The organism is Pseudomonas sp. ATCC 43928 (genome assembly GCF_005938665.2).
Classification (GTDB): Bacteria; Pseudomonadota; Gammaproteobacteria; order Pseudomonadales; family Pseudomonadaceae; genus Aquipseudomonas.
On sequence record NZ_CP041753.1, the window covers coordinates 1,217,515 to 1,231,085 of the forward strand.

Annotated in this window: 14 protein-coding genes; 5 read left to right on the top strand and 9 right to left on the bottom strand. The window is 59.9% G+C overall.

Annotated elements, in window-relative coordinates; genetic code table 11:
* Positions 1-8: 8 nt before the first annotated feature.
* From FFH90_RS05465 to FFH90_RS05490, 6 genes are all read right to left on the bottom strand, one after another.
* Positions 9-314: a YkgJ family cysteine cluster protein gene (locus tag FFH90_RS05465; RefSeq protein WP_018929577.1), complete on the bottom strand. Its 306-nt coding sequence runs from the start codon at positions 312-314 to the stop codon at positions 9-11.
* 60 nt (positions 315-374) lie between these two features.
* Entirely contained in the window at positions 375-1,148 is a 774-nt protein-coding gene (locus FFH90_RS05470; protein ID WP_026286680.1) for an SDR family oxidoreductase, read from the bottom strand.
* Positions 1,149-1,215: 67 nt separating this feature from the next.
* Positions 1,216-2,664 (bottom strand): deoxyribodipyrimidine photo-lyase, encoded by a 1,449-nt coding sequence (gene phrB, locus FFH90_RS05475; protein WP_138866796.1) that lies wholly within the window; start codon positions 2,662-2,664, stop codon positions 1,216-1,218.
* A gap of 34 nt (positions 2,665-2,698) precedes the next feature.
* The gene (locus FFH90_RS05480) at positions 2,699-3,640 is read right to left on the bottom strand and encodes a MerR family transcriptional regulator (protein WP_138866797.1); all 942 of its coding nucleotides are present in this window, start codon (positions 3,638-3,640) and stop codon (positions 2,699-2,701) included.
* Positions 3,640-4,602 carry a DUF523 and DUF1722 domain-containing protein gene (locus FFH90_RS05485; protein WP_138866798.1) on the bottom strand — a complete coding sequence of 321 codons (963 nt, stop codon included), beginning with the start codon at positions 4,600-4,602 and terminating at the stop codon, positions 3,640-3,642. The genes FFH90_RS05480 and FFH90_RS05485 overlap by 1 nt, the downstream gene beginning before the upstream one ends.
* 154 nt (positions 4,603-4,756) lie before the next feature.
* Complete coding sequence (locus FFH90_RS05490) at positions 4,757-5,743, bottom strand: NAD(P)/FAD-dependent oxidoreductase (protein ID WP_018929582.1); 987 nt, start codon at positions 5,741-5,743, stop codon at positions 4,757-4,759.
* Between the two features lie 196 nt (positions 5,744-5,939).
* Between FFH90_RS05490 and FFH90_RS05495 the strand changes: the two genes are divergently transcribed.
* Both FFH90_RS05495 and hemH read left to right on the top strand, forming a co-directional pair.
* Positions 5,940-6,842: a TIGR01777 family oxidoreductase gene (locus tag FFH90_RS05495; protein WP_138866799.1), complete on the top strand. Its 903-nt coding sequence runs from the start codon at positions 5,940-5,942 to the stop codon at positions 6,840-6,842.
* A 13-nt stretch (positions 6,843-6,855) separates the two neighbouring features.
* The gene (gene hemH, locus FFH90_RS05500) at positions 6,856-7,878 is read left to right on the top strand and encodes a ferrochelatase (RefSeq protein ID WP_138866800.1); all 1,023 of its coding nucleotides are present in this window, start codon (positions 6,856-6,858) and stop codon (positions 7,876-7,878) included.
* A 177-nt stretch (positions 7,879-8,055) separates the two neighbouring features.
* On the opposite strand, the gene FFH90_RS05510 is transcribed toward hemH, so the two are convergent.
* Positions 8,056-9,330: a uracil-xanthine permease family protein gene (locus FFH90_RS05510; protein ID WP_018929585.1), complete on the bottom strand. Its 1,275-nt coding sequence runs from the start codon at positions 9,328-9,330 to the stop codon at positions 8,056-8,058.
* Between the two features lie 2 nt (positions 9,331-9,332).
* The gene (gene upp, locus FFH90_RS05515) at positions 9,333-9,971 is read right to left on the bottom strand and encodes a uracil phosphoribosyltransferase (protein WP_007939777.1); all 639 of its coding nucleotides are present in this window, start codon (positions 9,969-9,971) and stop codon (positions 9,333-9,335) included.
* Positions 9,972-10,147: 176 nt separating this feature from the next.
* Here upp and FFH90_RS05520 point away from each other — a divergent pair, with 176 nt between their 5' ends.
* Positions 10,148-10,705 (top strand): hypoxanthine-guanine phosphoribosyltransferase, encoded by a 558-nt coding sequence (locus FFH90_RS05520; RefSeq protein ID WP_007939779.1) that lies wholly within the window; start codon positions 10,148-10,150, stop codon positions 10,703-10,705.
* A gap of 101 nt (positions 10,706-10,806) precedes the next feature.
* On the opposite strand, the gene dauA is transcribed toward FFH90_RS05520, so the two are convergent.
* On the bottom strand, positions 10,807-12,528 hold the full coding sequence (dauA, locus tag FFH90_RS05525) for a C4-dicarboxylic acid transporter DauA (RefSeq protein ID WP_138866802.1): 1,722 nt from the start codon (positions 12,526-12,528) through the stop codon (positions 10,807-10,809).
* Positions 12,529-12,679: 151 nt separating this feature from the next.
* Between dauA and FFH90_RS05530 the strand changes: the two genes are divergently transcribed.
* Both FFH90_RS05530 and FFH90_RS05535 read left to right on the top strand, forming a co-directional pair.
* Positions 12,680-13,165, top strand: a complete 486-nt coding sequence (locus FFH90_RS05530; RefSeq protein ID WP_019651163.1) for a hypothetical protein — start codon at positions 12,680-12,682, stop codon at positions 13,163-13,165.
* Positions 13,166-13,228: 63 nt separating this feature from the next.
* The gene (locus tag FFH90_RS05535; RefSeq protein ID WP_018929588.1) at positions 13,229-13,516 is read left to right on the top strand and encodes a PA4642 family protein; all 288 of its coding nucleotides are present in this window, start codon (positions 13,229-13,231) and stop codon (positions 13,514-13,516) included.
* The last annotated feature ends 55 nt before the right edge of the window (positions 13,517-13,571 follow it).

Sequence of the window (13,571 nt, forward strand, 5' to 3'; positions counted from 1 at the left end):
CTTCGATCTCACCGATACGCCGTCGCAATCCCCTGGCGTTCGGTGATGCATTCCGGTGCGCCCATTTCGAACTCCCGGCAGATCAGCGGACGCTTTTCATAGATGGTGCACATCATGCTGTTGCGATCCAGTGCGGCGCACCAGCCGTCATCCAGTCGCAGCATGACTTCACCACCCCAATCATCGGTATCGATAAAACGTTCGGGCACGCCGGTGTCAGTGATCAGCATCACTTCAAGCTGGCAGCAGCAGGCTGCGCAGGTCGAGCAGGTGACCGCAGGCTCGGCGACTTGCGTGTGGGGAATGGTTTTCATGGCGCGCAGTGTAAGGCAGTGGGCCCACGCTGTGTAAAAGGCCTGACAGACGCTCAGGCTTCACGGCAGATCCTCGATCGGCGGCTTGTTTCGCGCTTGTTCGTCGATTGCCAGTCCCGCCCGGTCGGGTTGTTGCGGCAGGGGCCAAAGAACAGGCATGAGCAGCTCCGGCAAGGAGCATTCCAGTGGACGATTCTTGATCATGTCGAGGAGGTATCGCGCGGCTTGGCCTGCCGACCAGTCGAGATGTATCGGGGCGCCGTCGTTCAGAGGCGTATCGATAAGCCCTGGGCTGACCACGGTCATTTCGATGTTTTCCGGCGTCATGTCGATGCGCAATGACTCGAATAGATGACGCAACCCGGCCTTTGAATCGCCATAGGATTCGGCCCACGGCAGGGGTAACCAGGTCACCGAACTGGCAATGCCCACCAGATGCGGCGCAGTGCCCGCCTGCAGCAAAGGCCGGGCGGCTGCGATGCAATAACTGCTGGCAAGCAAGTTGGTACGCATGATGTGCTCGATGATTGACGAATCGAGCTGATTGGCGTCGACGTATTCGCAGGTGCCTGCGTTAAGGATCATGGTGTCCAGAGAGCCCCATTCCTGCGCAATCTGCTCACCGATTTCGCGCACCCTTTGGCTGTTGGTCAAATCGCCCGCGACCACCAGCACTTGACCGGGATAGCGCTCAGACAGGGATATCAGTGATGCCACCGAGCGGGAGCTGGCCGCCAGATGAGCCCCGGTTTTCAGTATTTCTTCAGCCAGCACAGCACCAATACCGTTGCTGGCGCCGGTCAACCAGTATCGCCTTGGAGGTGTACGACTCATCCCAATCCCCTTATTTACCCAATATTTCCCTGGCTCAATTCCGTGTTCATGACGCAACGCTGCAGCATCAAATTAATGACGGTGGCGATAAACCCTGTCGTGATGGCAGGTTCTTGAACGCGGCCAGGGCCCGTTCACGGGAAGCACTCAGATTGACGATAGGCGACGGGTAGCCCCTCACACCGAACAATCCGCCGAGATTGGCCAGATTGTGCAGGTCTTTATTGTTCATTTCGTTGAGCTCCGGCAACCAATGCTTGATGAACACCCCTTGTGCATCGAATTTTTCCGACTGGCTCAGCGGGTTGAAAATCCGGAAGTAGGGCGCCGAATCGGTGCCGGTGGACGAACTCCACTGCCAGCCACCATTGTTCGCCGCCAGGTCGCCATCAATCAGGTGCCGCATGAAGAAGCGCTCGCCCTCACGCCAGTCGATCAACAGGTTCTTGGTCAGGAACATCGCCACCACCATGCGCAGACGGTTGTGCATCCAGCCGGTTTCCAGCAATTGGCGCATGGCGGCATCGATGATCGGCAGGCCAGTGCGGCCTTGCTGCCAGGCCTTGAGTTCTTGCGGGGCGTCACGCCAGACCAGGGCTTCGGTTTCCGGCCGGAAGGCGCGGTGCCGGGATACACGGGGGTAGCCCACCAATATGTGTTTGTAGAACTCGCGCCACAGCAGCTCGTTGATCCAAGTGATGGCGCCGACCTTGCCGCTTTCGAACTCGCCCTGATTGCTTCGCAACGCGGCGTGCAGGCACTGACGAGGGGAAATCACCCCGGCGGTGAGATAGGCCGAGAGCTGGCTGGTGCCGGGCTTTGCCGGGAAGTCGCGTTCGCTGTGGTAATAGTCGATCTGGGCGTCGACAAAGGTGTCGAGGCGGCGCCGGGCTTCGGTTTCACCGGCTGGCCAGAGGGCACGCAAGCTGTCGTTGGGAGAATCGAAACCCTCGACACGGGAGGGCGGTTCGTCGCTGCTGATATCCAATGGAGCCTGAAGGGCGGGTGCAGCGACCAATCCGGGCAATGAAGCGTGCAGGCGTTCGTAGCAGACCTTGCGAAACTGGCTGAAGACCTGGAAGTAGGTTCCGGTTCTGGTGAGCACGGTGCCTGGCTTGAACAGCAGCTGATCGAGGTGGCTGTAAAAGTCGATGCCCCGGGCTTTGAGCGCTTGGGCCACCGCCGCATCACGGCGGGTCTCATGAATGCCGTATTCCTCGTTGACGTGCACCGCGTCGATCTTCAGCTGCTGGCACAGTTCGAGCAGAACCTTGGGCGCTTCATCCCAGCGGGACGCGTGGCGAATCAGTAGCGGGATGTTCAGGGCGTCCAGCGCGCGGCGTAATTCGGCGAGGTTGCGCAACCAGAAGTCCACTTTGCACGGCGCGTCGTCGTGCGCAAGCCACTGCTGCGGGCTCGGCAAATACACCGCCACACACGGGCCACGGGCTGCGGCGGCCGAGAGGGCGGTGTTGTCGTGTAGACGCAGGTCGCTGCGCAGCCAGATCAATTGCATGGTCGTATCCGTACGATTCATCAAAAAAGCGCCATTAAATGAGCCCGCGCTGTATCAGGTCCAGATGGGCCGATAACGGGCTGTCGGCCAGGATCAAATCAGCAATGGCGGTGTTTTTTGCGGACAAATCGGCGTGGTGGATGCATACCGTTGGTCCAGCGATCATTTTTGGGCAACTGACGCCATTCAAAAGTTTCGACAATTTTGCAAGATTCATGGCTTTGCTGGAATACAGCAGGACGCCGCGGGCTTGCAGGTGATCGACCGCCAGCGTCAGTTCGCCGGCCGGGAGTGGCCAGTCGAAAACTTCCACCGGGCAATCGGTGCTGCTGATCAGCCAGGCGGTGAGCCATAGATGAGGTTCCAGAGGCAGGTCCGATTGATTGATCAGCAACAGCGGCGCGGTACGTAACTGGCGGTTGTTGTGGTAAATCCTCGCGCCGAATTTGCTGCGCAACCAGGAATAGACAAACACCCGCTCCATCTGCGCGCCGAACTGGCCTTGCCAGCGTTGTTCCAGTTCCGCCAGCCACGGCATCAACAGGTGTTCACACAAGGTGCGTGGCGGATACAGCGCCATCGCCTGGTTTACGGTGTCATCGAGGGTGCGTTCGGCCAGTTGGGTAACGGCTTGTAGCAGTGTCTGGCGCAACACCAGCCAATCGTTTCCGACGGGCTCGGCAAGTACCTGAGGCGTGTCGAGCAGTTGCTTGACCTGACCGACCGCCACGCCGCGATTGAGCCAGGTGAGGATCGTCAGGATGCGTTGAACGTGTTCGGCACAGAACAGCCGATGCCCCTTGGGAGTACGCTGAGGCACGATCAGCCCATAGCGCCGTTCCCAGGCGCGCAAGGTGACAGCGTTGACCCCGGTCTGCCGGGCCACTTCACGGATGGGCAGCCAGCCTGCGTCCAGGGCCTTTTTGAAGTCGGTGCCGAGGTCTTCGCTGGCGCTGGTGTCCGGTGGGGTTTTCATTAGATTGCGTTTCGCAGGCTGAGGTTTTCCGGGTGCGGTTGCAGGTAAACCTGTTGCGCAATGTATGGATCCGGGTGCTGGCGAAAGTAGTGTTTGAGCAACGTCAGCGGTACCACCAGCGGCACGATGCCGTGACGAAACTGGCTGATCACATGCTGCACTTCCTGTTTGTCTTCAGTGCTGATGGCCTGTTTGAGATAGCCGCTGAGGTGTTGCAGGACGTTGGTGTGGGTGCGGCGCGTGGCGCATTTTTTCAAGGCCGCCATCAGCTCGCTGAAATAGCGCGGGCCGATGACTTCAGGGGCGGTCCGGCCCATGTTGCCGAGCAGGTTTCCCAGGGTTTTGTATTGCACCGGGTTGTGGGCCATTAACAGGTATTTGTAGCGCGAGTGAAAATCCGTGAGGCCGCGCCGGGTCAGGCCGGTTTGCAGCAACTGCTGCCAGGCGCTGTAGGCGAATACGCGGGTAAGGAAGTTTTCCCGCAGCACCGGATCGTTGAGCCGGCCTTCTTCCTCCACCGGCAAATCGGGATGCAGCGCGCAGAAGGTCCGGGCGTAAATGCCACGGCTACCGCCGTCCACCGGCGCGCCGTTGGCGTGGTAGACCTTGACCCGCTCCAGACCGCACGAAGGGGATTTCTGCATGAAGATATAGCCGCAGATGTCGCCCAGTTCCAAAGCCATTTTCCGAGCATATTCGGCCAGCGGCCGGGTGACGTTGTTTTCAGGGTTGACTGTGCCGACCGCCTGCGGATGTTCAGGGTTGCCGACCAGGCGGATCGGTTCGCGAGGGATACCCAGGCCGATGGCAACTTCCGGGCACACCGGGACGAAATCGAAATAATCGGAAAGGATGTGGCTGCACAGCCGTGACGTCTTGTGCCCGCCGTTGTAGCGCACCTCGGCCCCCATCAGGCAGGCGCTGATGGCGATTTTGGGTGGGGTCGTTGATTGTGCAGGCATCGGGGCACCTCGAATCCAGACCTGTACGGATTGTTAAATCTGTACAACATTCGTTCAGCATAGATTCAAAGGTGTACAAGTCAATTTTTTTGTATAGGTTTTTTCAGGGCTGCTGTCCGTGTCGACAGCAGCAATGTGCTCGAATCGAGGCGGTTCACTGCAGGTGTTCGTGCAGACGGCGGGCCGCTTCCTGGCCACTGAGCCAGGCGCCTTCGACACGGCCGGACAGGCACCAGTCACCGCATACATACAAGCCCAGATCAGCATCAGCCAGGGCACCCCACTCATGGCTGCTGGCCGGACGGGCGTAAAGCCAGCGGTGAGCGAGGCTGAAAGTCGGTGCAGGCATGGCGTCGTGCAGCAGTTCGGCAAAGGCACCATGCAATTGCTCGATCACCGCTTCCTTGGACAGATCGATATGTTGCCGGCTCCAGGCGCTGGTGGCGTGCAGCACCCACGTGTCGAGGGTGTTGTCGCGTCCCGGTTTGCTACGGTTGCGCGCCAGCCAGTCGAGGGGGCTGTCCTGCACGAAGCAGCCTTCGATCGGGGTATCCAATGGTGTGTCGAAAGCCAGGGCGACCGCCCAGGTCGGCTCCATTTTTACCCCGGCGGCGGCCCCGGCGAGTTTCGGCGCGGAGGGCAGCAGCGCGGTCGCCTGAGGGGCTGGCGTGGCAATCACCACATGACTGAACGGCCCGTGGGTGAAGCCTTCGGCGTCTTGCAGATGCCAGTGCTCTTCACCGCGATAGACCTCGGTGATCCGGCAGCTGAACTGCACTTCCAGGTCACCGAGCAGGGCACGGGTGATGGCGCTCATGCGCGGCGTGCCGACCCAGCGTGTCTGTTCGTCCGGCGAGGGGCTGAGTTGGCCGCCGTGGTAGGTATAGAGCTGCGGTGTCCACACGGCGACCCAACCGTTGGCTTGCCAGCGCTGGACTTCGGTGACGAAGCGACGGTCGCGGGCAGTGAAATATTGTGCGCCCATGTCCAGAGCACCCGCATCGCTGCGCTTGCTTGACATGCGTCCGCCACTGCCGCGGCTTTTATCGAACAGATGAACGACATGCCCGGCCTCCGTAAGGGCCTGGGCGGCTGAGAGTCCGGCGATGCCGGTGCCGATGATTGCGATAGGTACAGTCATAGGGGCCTCGTTTGCCTTTCTGTACAGACTACGCCGTGGTTCAAACCTGTACAATATTGTTTTTTGGTATAACTTTTAGCGTTCTCGTTCTGAGAGCTTGGCCTATTGTTAAACACAGAACCTGCCCGATACCAAAGATCCCTGCTTATAAAAATAGACTAGTGATCCGGGTAAAACGCCACGCGAGGAAGATGTCATGCACATATTGCTGACCGGCGGTACTGGTTTGATAGGACGTCAGCTCTGCCGACACTGGTTGAGTCAGGGACATCACCTCACGGTTTGGAGTCGCACGCCCGCTAAAGTCGCCAAAATCTGCGGCACTCAGGTACGGGGAATCGCACGGCTTGAGGATTTTGGGCCAGAACCGGTGGATGCAATTGTCAACCTTGCGGGGGCGCCGATCGCCGATCGGCTCTGGACCCACAAACGCAAAGCGCTGTTGTGGAGCAGCCGGATCACCCTGACCGAAACCCTGTTGGCCTGGCTCGAAAGTCGTGAGCAGAAACCGCAGGTGCTGATCTCCGGCTCAGCGATTGGTTGGTACGGCGACGGCGGCGAGCGGGAGTTGACCGAGCAATCGCCACCGGTCATCGATGATTTCGCCAGCCAGTTGTGCATCGCCTGGGAAGAAACCGCGCAACGTGCCGACGCCTTGGGCATTCGCGTGGTTCTCATCCGCACCGGGTTGGTGTTGTCCGCCGAGGGCGGCTTTTTGTCGCGGCTGTTGTTGCCGTTCAAACTGGGGCTGGGCGGGCCGATCGGCAGCGGTCGGCAGTGGATGTCGTGGATTCATATCGAAGATCAAATCGCCCTGATTGATTTTCTTCTGCATCGCAATGGGGCCAGCGGTCCCTATAATGCCTGCGCGCCCAAGCCGGTGCGCAATCGCGAATTCACCAAAACGTTGGGTGACGTGTTGCATCGTCCCGCGTTCATGCCGATGCCGACTCTCGTCTTGAAGGTCGGACTGGGCGAGTTGTCATTGTTGTTGCTGGGGGGGCAGAAGGCGATGCCGGCTCGCTTGCTGGAAGCGGGTTTCACTTTCCGGTTCACTGATTTGCGCGCGGCATTGGACGATCTGTCCGGCCGCCTCTGAAATAGGACGTTGCATGACCGATCACGCATTGCTTCTGGTCAACCTGGGTTCACCTGCCTCCACCTCGGTGGCGGATGTGCGCAGTTACCTCAATCAATTTCTGATGGACCCGTATGTGATCGACCTGCCTTGGCCGGTGCGGCGTTTGCTGGTGTCGCTGATTCTGATCAAGCGCCCGGAACAATCGGCTCACGCTTACGCGTCGATCTGGTGGGAGGAGGGCTCGCCGCTGGTGGTGCTCAGCCGTCGCCTGCAACAGGCCATGACTCGGCAGTGGACTCACGGGCCTGTTGAGCTGGCGATGCGGTACGGCGAGCCGTCCATTGAGTCCGCGCTGGTGCGGCTGGCTGCCCAGGGGCATAAGAAAGTGACCCTGGCACCGCTCTATCCGCAATTCGCCGACAGCACTGTGACCACGGTGATCGAAGAAGCCAAGCGCGTGGTGCGCGATAAAAAGCTCGACGTGCAGTTCTCGGTTCTTCAGCCGTTTTACGATCAGCCGGAATACCTCGATGCGTTGGTGGCCAGTGTCAGGCCTTATCTGCAACAGGATTTCGATCATCTGCTGCTGAGCTTCCACGGTTTGCCGGAACGTCACCTGAAAAAGCTTAATCCGGGGCACAGCTTCGAGGGTGGCGGCGATTGCTGCGCCGGTGCGCCACCGGAAGTGGTCGCGACCTGTTACCGCGGTCAGTGCCTGCGCACGGCCGCAGAGTTTGCCAAACGTGTGGGCATACCGGACGGCAAGTGGTCCGTATCGTTTCAGTCGCGTCTGGGCCGGGCCAAGTGGATAGAACCCTACACTGAAGCTCGCCTCGACGAGTTGGCCAAAAGCGGCGTGAAGAAAGTCCTGGTGATGTGCCCGGCGTTCGTTGCCGATTGCATCGAGACGCTGGAGGAAATCGGTGATCGTGGGAAGGAGCAATTCCGCGAGGCGGGAGGGGAGGAGTTGGTGCTGGTGCCTTGCCTCAACGATGAGCCACTGTGGGTCAGGGCGTTGAGTGCCATGTGCGAAAGGGCGCCATTGGCTTTATAGGAACGTACATTGAAGTGACGGCTGGCTGGTTGTGGCGAGGGAGCCTGCTCCCGCCGGGTCGCGAAGCGGCCCCAAAATCTTTGCAGTCAATGAAGATTTTGTGGGTGCTGCGCACTGGTGCGCCAGCCCGGTCAAGCGGGAGCAAGCTCCCTCGCCACAGGGGATTGAGTCGCCTGCTTACAACAGCGGCTCATCCGCCTTCTTGTGCTTCCAGCTGTCATTGCCCGGCAGCAACAGGTTCAGTGCAATCGCCACCACCGCGCACAGCGCGATGCCTTTGAGGCCGAAATCGTTCTGGCCGGTACCGGTGCCGACCAGCATGCCGCCAATCCCGAACACCAGCGTCACCGAGACAATCACCAGGTTGCGTGCTTCGCCCAGGTCGATCTTGTGGCGGATCATGGTGTTCATGCCCACCGCGGCAATCGAACCGAACAACAGGCAGAGAATCCCGCCCATCACCGGCACCGGGATGCTTTGCAGCAGCGCGCCGAATTTGCCGATGAACGCCAGGCTGATTGCGAAGATCGCCGCCCAGGTCATGATTTTCGGGTTGTAGTTCTTGGTCAGCATCACCGCGCCAGTCACTTCGGCGTAAGTGGTGTTGGGTGGGCCGCCGAACAGACCGGCCGCGGTGGTGGCAATGCCGTCACCGAGCAGGGTGCGGTGCAGGCCGGGCTTTTTCAGGTAGTCGCGACCGGTCACGCTACCCACGGCAATCACGCCACCGATGTGCTCGATGGCCGGGGCCAGGGCCACCGGAACGATGAACAGAATCGCCTGCCAGTTGAATTCCGGCGCGGTGAAATGTGGAATCGCGAACCACGGTGCCACGGCAATCTTCGCGGTATCGACCACGCCGAAATAAAACGCCATGGCAAAACCCACCAGCACACCGGAGATAATCGGCACCAGGCGGAAAATACCTCTGCCGAACACTGCGACGATCAGGGTGGTCAGCAGCGCGGGCATCGAAATCATCATCGCCGTCTGGTAATGAATCAGCTCAGTGCCGTCGCCCGCCTTGCCCATCGCCATGTTGGCGGCAATCGGCGCCATGGCCAGGCCGATGGAGATGATCACCGGGCCAATCACCACCGGAGGCAGCAAACGGTCGATAAACCCGGTGCCTTTGATCTTCACCGCAAGGCCGAGGAAGGTGTAGACGAACCCGGCCGCCATCACACCGCCCATGGTCGCCGCCAGGCCGAACTGGCCCTTGGCGAGAATGATCGGGGTGATGAAGGCGAAGCTCGACGCCAGGAATACCGGCACCTGACGCCCGGTGACGATCTGGAACAGGATCGTCCCTAAACCTGCGGTGAACAGCGCCACGTTCGGGTCGAGGCCGGTAATCAGCGGCATCAACACCAGGGCGCCGAAGGCCACGAACAGCATCTGCGCGCCGGACAATACCGTGCGCCAGAGCGGATCGTTGAACTCTTGCTGCATGGTCACGCGTCCTTCTGCTTGGTGCCGAAGATCTTGTCACCGGCATCGCCCAAGCCTGGGATGATGTAACCGTGTTCGTTCAGTTTCTGGTCAATGGAAGCGGTGTAGATGGTCACGTCCGGGTGAGCCTTCTCCACAGCGGCGATACCTTCGGGAGCGGCCACCAGGACCATCGCGCGGATGTCCTTGCAGCCGGCCTTCTTCAGTAAATCGATGGTGGCGACCATCGAGCCGCCAGTGGCGAGCATCGGGTCGATGATCATCGCCAGGCGCTCGTCGATTTCCGGCACCAGTTTTTCCAGGTAGGTGTGGGCTTCGAGGGTTTCCTCGTTACGGGCCACGCCCACGGCGCTGACTTTGGCGCCCGGGATCAGGCTCAGCACGCCTTCGAGCATGCCGATACCGGCACGCAGGATCGGCACCACGGTAATTTTCTTGCCGGCGATTTTCTCCACCGACACCGTGCCGCACCAGCCTTCGATGTCGTAGCTTTCCAGCGGCAGGTCTTTGGTGGCTTCATAGGTCAGCAGGGCGCCGACTTCTTGAGCGAGCTCACGGAAATTCTTCGTGCTGATGTCGGCGCGGCGCATAAGGCCAAGTTTATGACGGATCAGCGGATGGCGGATCTCACGGATGGGCATGGGGAAAGGCTCCGGCGGCGGGCAAAAAAACCGGCCTAGATTAATCTATCCGAGGGTGTTGTCCTATAGACATACAGTACGTTAGTCCACAAACGCTTGATCTGGCCGTGCGGGATGCGTACCTTTGCCCGCTTTTCCGAATCCGTCCCTCCCCCTCAAACCCCTTGGAGAGCGCCATGTCCGCTGATCTCGAGCATATCCGTCAAATCATGCGAGAGGCTGACTGCCTGTACACCGAAGCTGAAGTCGAGGCGGCCATCGCCCGCGTCGGTGCACATATCAACGAACAACTGGCTGAAAGCAATCCGGTGGTGTTCTGTGTGATGAACGGCGGCCTGATTTTCGCCGGCAAGCTGCTCACCCATCTGCAATTCCCGCTGGAAGCGTCCTACCTGCACGCTACCCGCTATCGCAACGAAACCAGCGGCGGCGAGCTGTTCTGGAAAGCCAAGCCGGAAGTTTCGTTCATCGACCGTGACGTGCTGATCATCGACGACATCCTCGATGAAGGTCACACCCTGGGCGCGATCATCGACTTCTGCAAACACGCCGGCGCCCGCAAAGTGCACACCGCCGTGCTGATCGACAAGGACCACGACCGCAAGGCTCGCCCGGACCTGAAAGCCGATTTCGTCGGCCTGCCGTGCATTGACCGTTACATCTTCGGTTATGGCATGGACTACAAAGGCTACTGGCGTAACGCGAACGGAATTTTTGCCGTTAAAGGCCTGTAAGCAGGTTGACTGTCTGGGGGCGGTTTCAGCCGCCAGACACGTTGATGCTTGAAGGCAGATCTCCCATCCGAATGCGTGCGCAGTTCGCTTGAACCGCGCGCTCAGTCCTGCCCGACGAGCCAGCGTTCGCTTTTGCGTCGAGCCTGTTCCAGGTTGTTCACGTAAGCCAATTGACGCTGTTCCCGATGGATGCCCGCGCGCCTGAGTTTCAGGCGCACGCGCGCAGCCGTCCCGACCAGAATCAGGCCGATGCCGTCGGTGCGATAATCCCTGAGGATATTGTCGAAGGCTGCCAACGCCGTCATGTCCAGCATGGACACGGCACTCATCTCGACAATCACCACTTTGACCTCCGGGCTGAATTTGCGCAGCACGCCCAGGGCCTTTTCCGCTGCACCGAAAAACAACGGTCCGCGTATCGCATAGCAACGAACATGCTCCGGCAAATCCTGTAAGGCTTGATGGAACTCTCGAGGCAGTTCGGCGGTGTCCGTGAGGTCGCTCATGCGCTTGACGAACAACCCGGCGGCCAGCAACAGCCCAACGGCAACGGCCAGCACCATGTCGAACAGCACTGTCAGGCTCAGGCAGGTCAGCAAGACCAATACATCGCTGCGTGGTGCAATGCGCAGGGTGTGCACGACATGCCGGGCCTCGCTCATGTTCCACGCCACCATCACGAGCAGCGCCGCCAGCGCGGCCATCGGCAAGTAGCTGAACAGCGGGGCGAGGACGAGTATCGCCAGCAGCACCACCGCGCTGTGGATAATTGCCGCCAATGGCGAAAACGCCCCGCTGCGCACGTTGGTGGCGCTGCGGGCGATCGCCGCGGTGGCGGTAATGCCGCCGAACAACGGTGCGACCAGGTTACCAATGCCTTGACCCAGGAGTTCGGCGTTGGGGTCATGTTTGCTGCCCGTCATGCCATCGGCCACCACCGCACACAACAACGATTCGATGGCGCCGAGCATGGCAATGGCGAACGCTGGTGCCATTAATTGGCGGATCAGGTCGTAAGACAGATGCAGCGGCTGACCATTGGGTCCTGGCAGATTCCACGGCCAGTCGAAGCTCGGCAGAAACGGCGGAATGCCGGGGTGGCTGACACCATCGACGATATAGTTGAAGCGCTCGCCCAGCGTCGCAATCGGTAACCCGCCGCTTTCCAGCGCCAGCCCCAACATTGCGCCGATGGCCAGCGCCACCAGATGCCCCGGAACCCTTGGCACAAACCGCGGCCAGACGATTAGAACCGCCAGGCACATGACACCGATGATTCCGTCCCCCAGGCGGGCGCTGGGCAATGCCTGGAGCAGCGCACCTAATTGCTCGATGTAATGTTCGGCATGCCCGGTGGTACTCAGGCCCAGCAAATCCTTTAGTTGGAGCGTGGCGATGACAATGCCGATCCCGGCGGTAAAGCCCAGGGTCACCGGATAAGGAATGTACTGAATCAGCCGTCCGGCCCGAATCAGCCCCAAGGCAATCAGGATGGCCCCGGCAAGCATGGTGCAAAGCAGCAGGCCACCCAGGCCATATTGTTGGGTGATCGGCAGCAGTATCACCACGAACGCGGCTGTCGGCCCGCTGACATTGAAGCGCGAGCCTCCCGTCAGGGCGATCAGGGGGGCCGCGATCAGCACCGTATATAAACCTTGCTGGGGCGCTACTCCCACCGCAATCGCCAGGGCCATGGCCAGGGGAATGGCGATAATCCCTACCGTCACCCCGGCACTGATGTCGCCGCGCAAGCGTCTGAGGCTATAACCTGCACGCAGAGTTTGACGCCAGGCTGCGAATAACGGGGGGATGGAGAATGGCATAGGGACTCCACAGTAGACGGCACGCCGTCGAAATAGGGCTGAAGGCTCTTTCAGTATGCCCAGCCTTGTCTTCGAGAGTATTGATCTGGATCGGTTATTCGCCCGATTGATCATCATGCTAGAGTGCTCGGCCTCGTCCCAGGAGCCTGTCATGAGTCTTTTGATCCGCAGCTGCGCCGCCCTGATGTTGGTCTTCAGCCTACCCCTGGCCGCCGCTCCGGCACCGATGCATGTGCAGTTTTTGCCCCCGGACGACTTGACTCTGCGTGAAGCGGAACCCGAGCAGCAACAACTGTTGCAGGTCACCGAGTATTCGGTGGTCCTCGGCAGCCAACGTCAGTCCAACCAACAACCGATCCCGGTCACCTCACCCTTGCTGATCCGCCTCAAGGGCAAACCCTTGAACAAGGGTGCGACCATCAGCCAGGTGCTGGTCAACTTCGATGGCGAAAGCAAAAGCCTGAAAAAGCCGATCTACGACAACAAAAGCAAAACGCTAACGCTCTATTACCCGTTGGCCCAGTACCGGGTAGTGATCGACTTGCTGCGCAACGACACGGTGTATTGCCAGTTTCTGAGTTACGCCAACGGCCATATCTGGGCCGATCTGCACACCGGCAGCGTTCGTCCGCGTTGAGCCCGGCATCAAGGCAGGGGTAAACTGCCCGCCCTGTGAAATGTCTGCGAGCTGGAGTCGGCAATGCGTAAAGATAAGAAGCAAGTGATTGGTGACGAGATCGGCGATGCGCAGATCAAACTGTTCCTCGATTTTGAGCCGGTCGACGCCACTTCACCGTCGCTGCACAAACTGATCAAGGCCTACCGCGGTCTGCGCATCGATGACTTCGAGCGTTTTCTGACGTTCTTTGTCGAAGCCGGCTACGATCTGGACGGCAAGGATGAGCACGGCAATGACTTCGTGGCCCTGATTCAGGATCAACGTAACGCGGCCGAGTACATCGAGTTGATCGACAAGGCTCGCGGTTAACGTCAGGCACACTGGAATTTTGTGGCGAGGGAGCTTGCTCCCGTTGGGCTGCGAA

What these genes read in the sequence shown, in the direction of transcription:
- FFH90_RS05465 (WP_018929577.1), bottom strand. Translation starts at nt 314, where the DNA reads ATGAAAACCATTCCCCACACGCAAGTCGCCGAGCCTGCGGTCACCTGC.
- FFH90_RS05470 (WP_026286680.1), bottom strand. Translation starts at nt 1,148, where the DNA reads ATGAGTCGTACACCTCCAAGGCGATACTGGTTGACCGGCGCCAGCAAC.
- phrB (WP_138866796.1), bottom strand. Translation starts at nt 2,664, where the DNA reads ATGCAATTGATCTGGCTGCGCAGCGACCTGCGTCTACACGACAACACC.
- FFH90_RS05480 (WP_138866797.1), bottom strand. Translation starts at nt 3,640, where the DNA reads ATGAAAACCCCACCGGACACCAGCGCCAGCGAAGACCTCGGCACCGAC.
- FFH90_RS05485 (WP_138866798.1), bottom strand. Translation starts at nt 4,602, where the DNA reads ATGCCTGCACAATCAACGACCCCACCCAAAATCGCCATCAGCGCCTGC.
- FFH90_RS05490 (WP_018929582.1), bottom strand. Translation starts at nt 5,743, where the DNA reads ATGACTGTACCTATCGCAATCATCGGCACCGGCATCGCCGGACTCTCA.
- FFH90_RS05495 (WP_138866799.1), top strand. Translation starts at nt 5,940, where the DNA reads ATGCACATATTGCTGACCGGCGGTACTGGTTTGATAGGACGTCAGCTC.
- hemH (WP_138866800.1), top strand. Translation starts at nt 6,856, where the DNA reads ATGACCGATCACGCATTGCTTCTGGTCAACCTGGGTTCACCTGCCTCC.
- FFH90_RS05510 (WP_018929585.1), bottom strand. Translation starts at nt 9,330, where the DNA reads ATGCAGCAAGAGTTCAACGATCCGCTCTGGCGCACGGTATTGTCCGGC.
- upp (WP_007939777.1), bottom strand. Translation starts at nt 9,971, where the DNA reads ATGCCCATCCGTGAGATCCGCCATCCGCTGATCCGTCATAAACTTGGC.
- FFH90_RS05520 (WP_007939779.1), top strand. Translation starts at nt 10,148, where the DNA reads ATGTCCGCTGATCTCGAGCATATCCGTCAAATCATGCGAGAGGCTGAC.
- dauA (WP_138866802.1), bottom strand. Translation starts at nt 12,528, where the DNA reads ATGCCATTCTCCATCCCCCCGTTATTCGCAGCCTGGCGTCAAACTCTG.
- FFH90_RS05530 (WP_019651163.1), top strand. Translation starts at nt 12,680, where the DNA reads ATGAGTCTTTTGATCCGCAGCTGCGCCGCCCTGATGTTGGTCTTCAGC.
- FFH90_RS05535 (WP_018929588.1), top strand. Translation starts at nt 13,229, where the DNA reads ATGCGTAAAGATAAGAAGCAAGTGATTGGTGACGAGATCGGCGATGCG.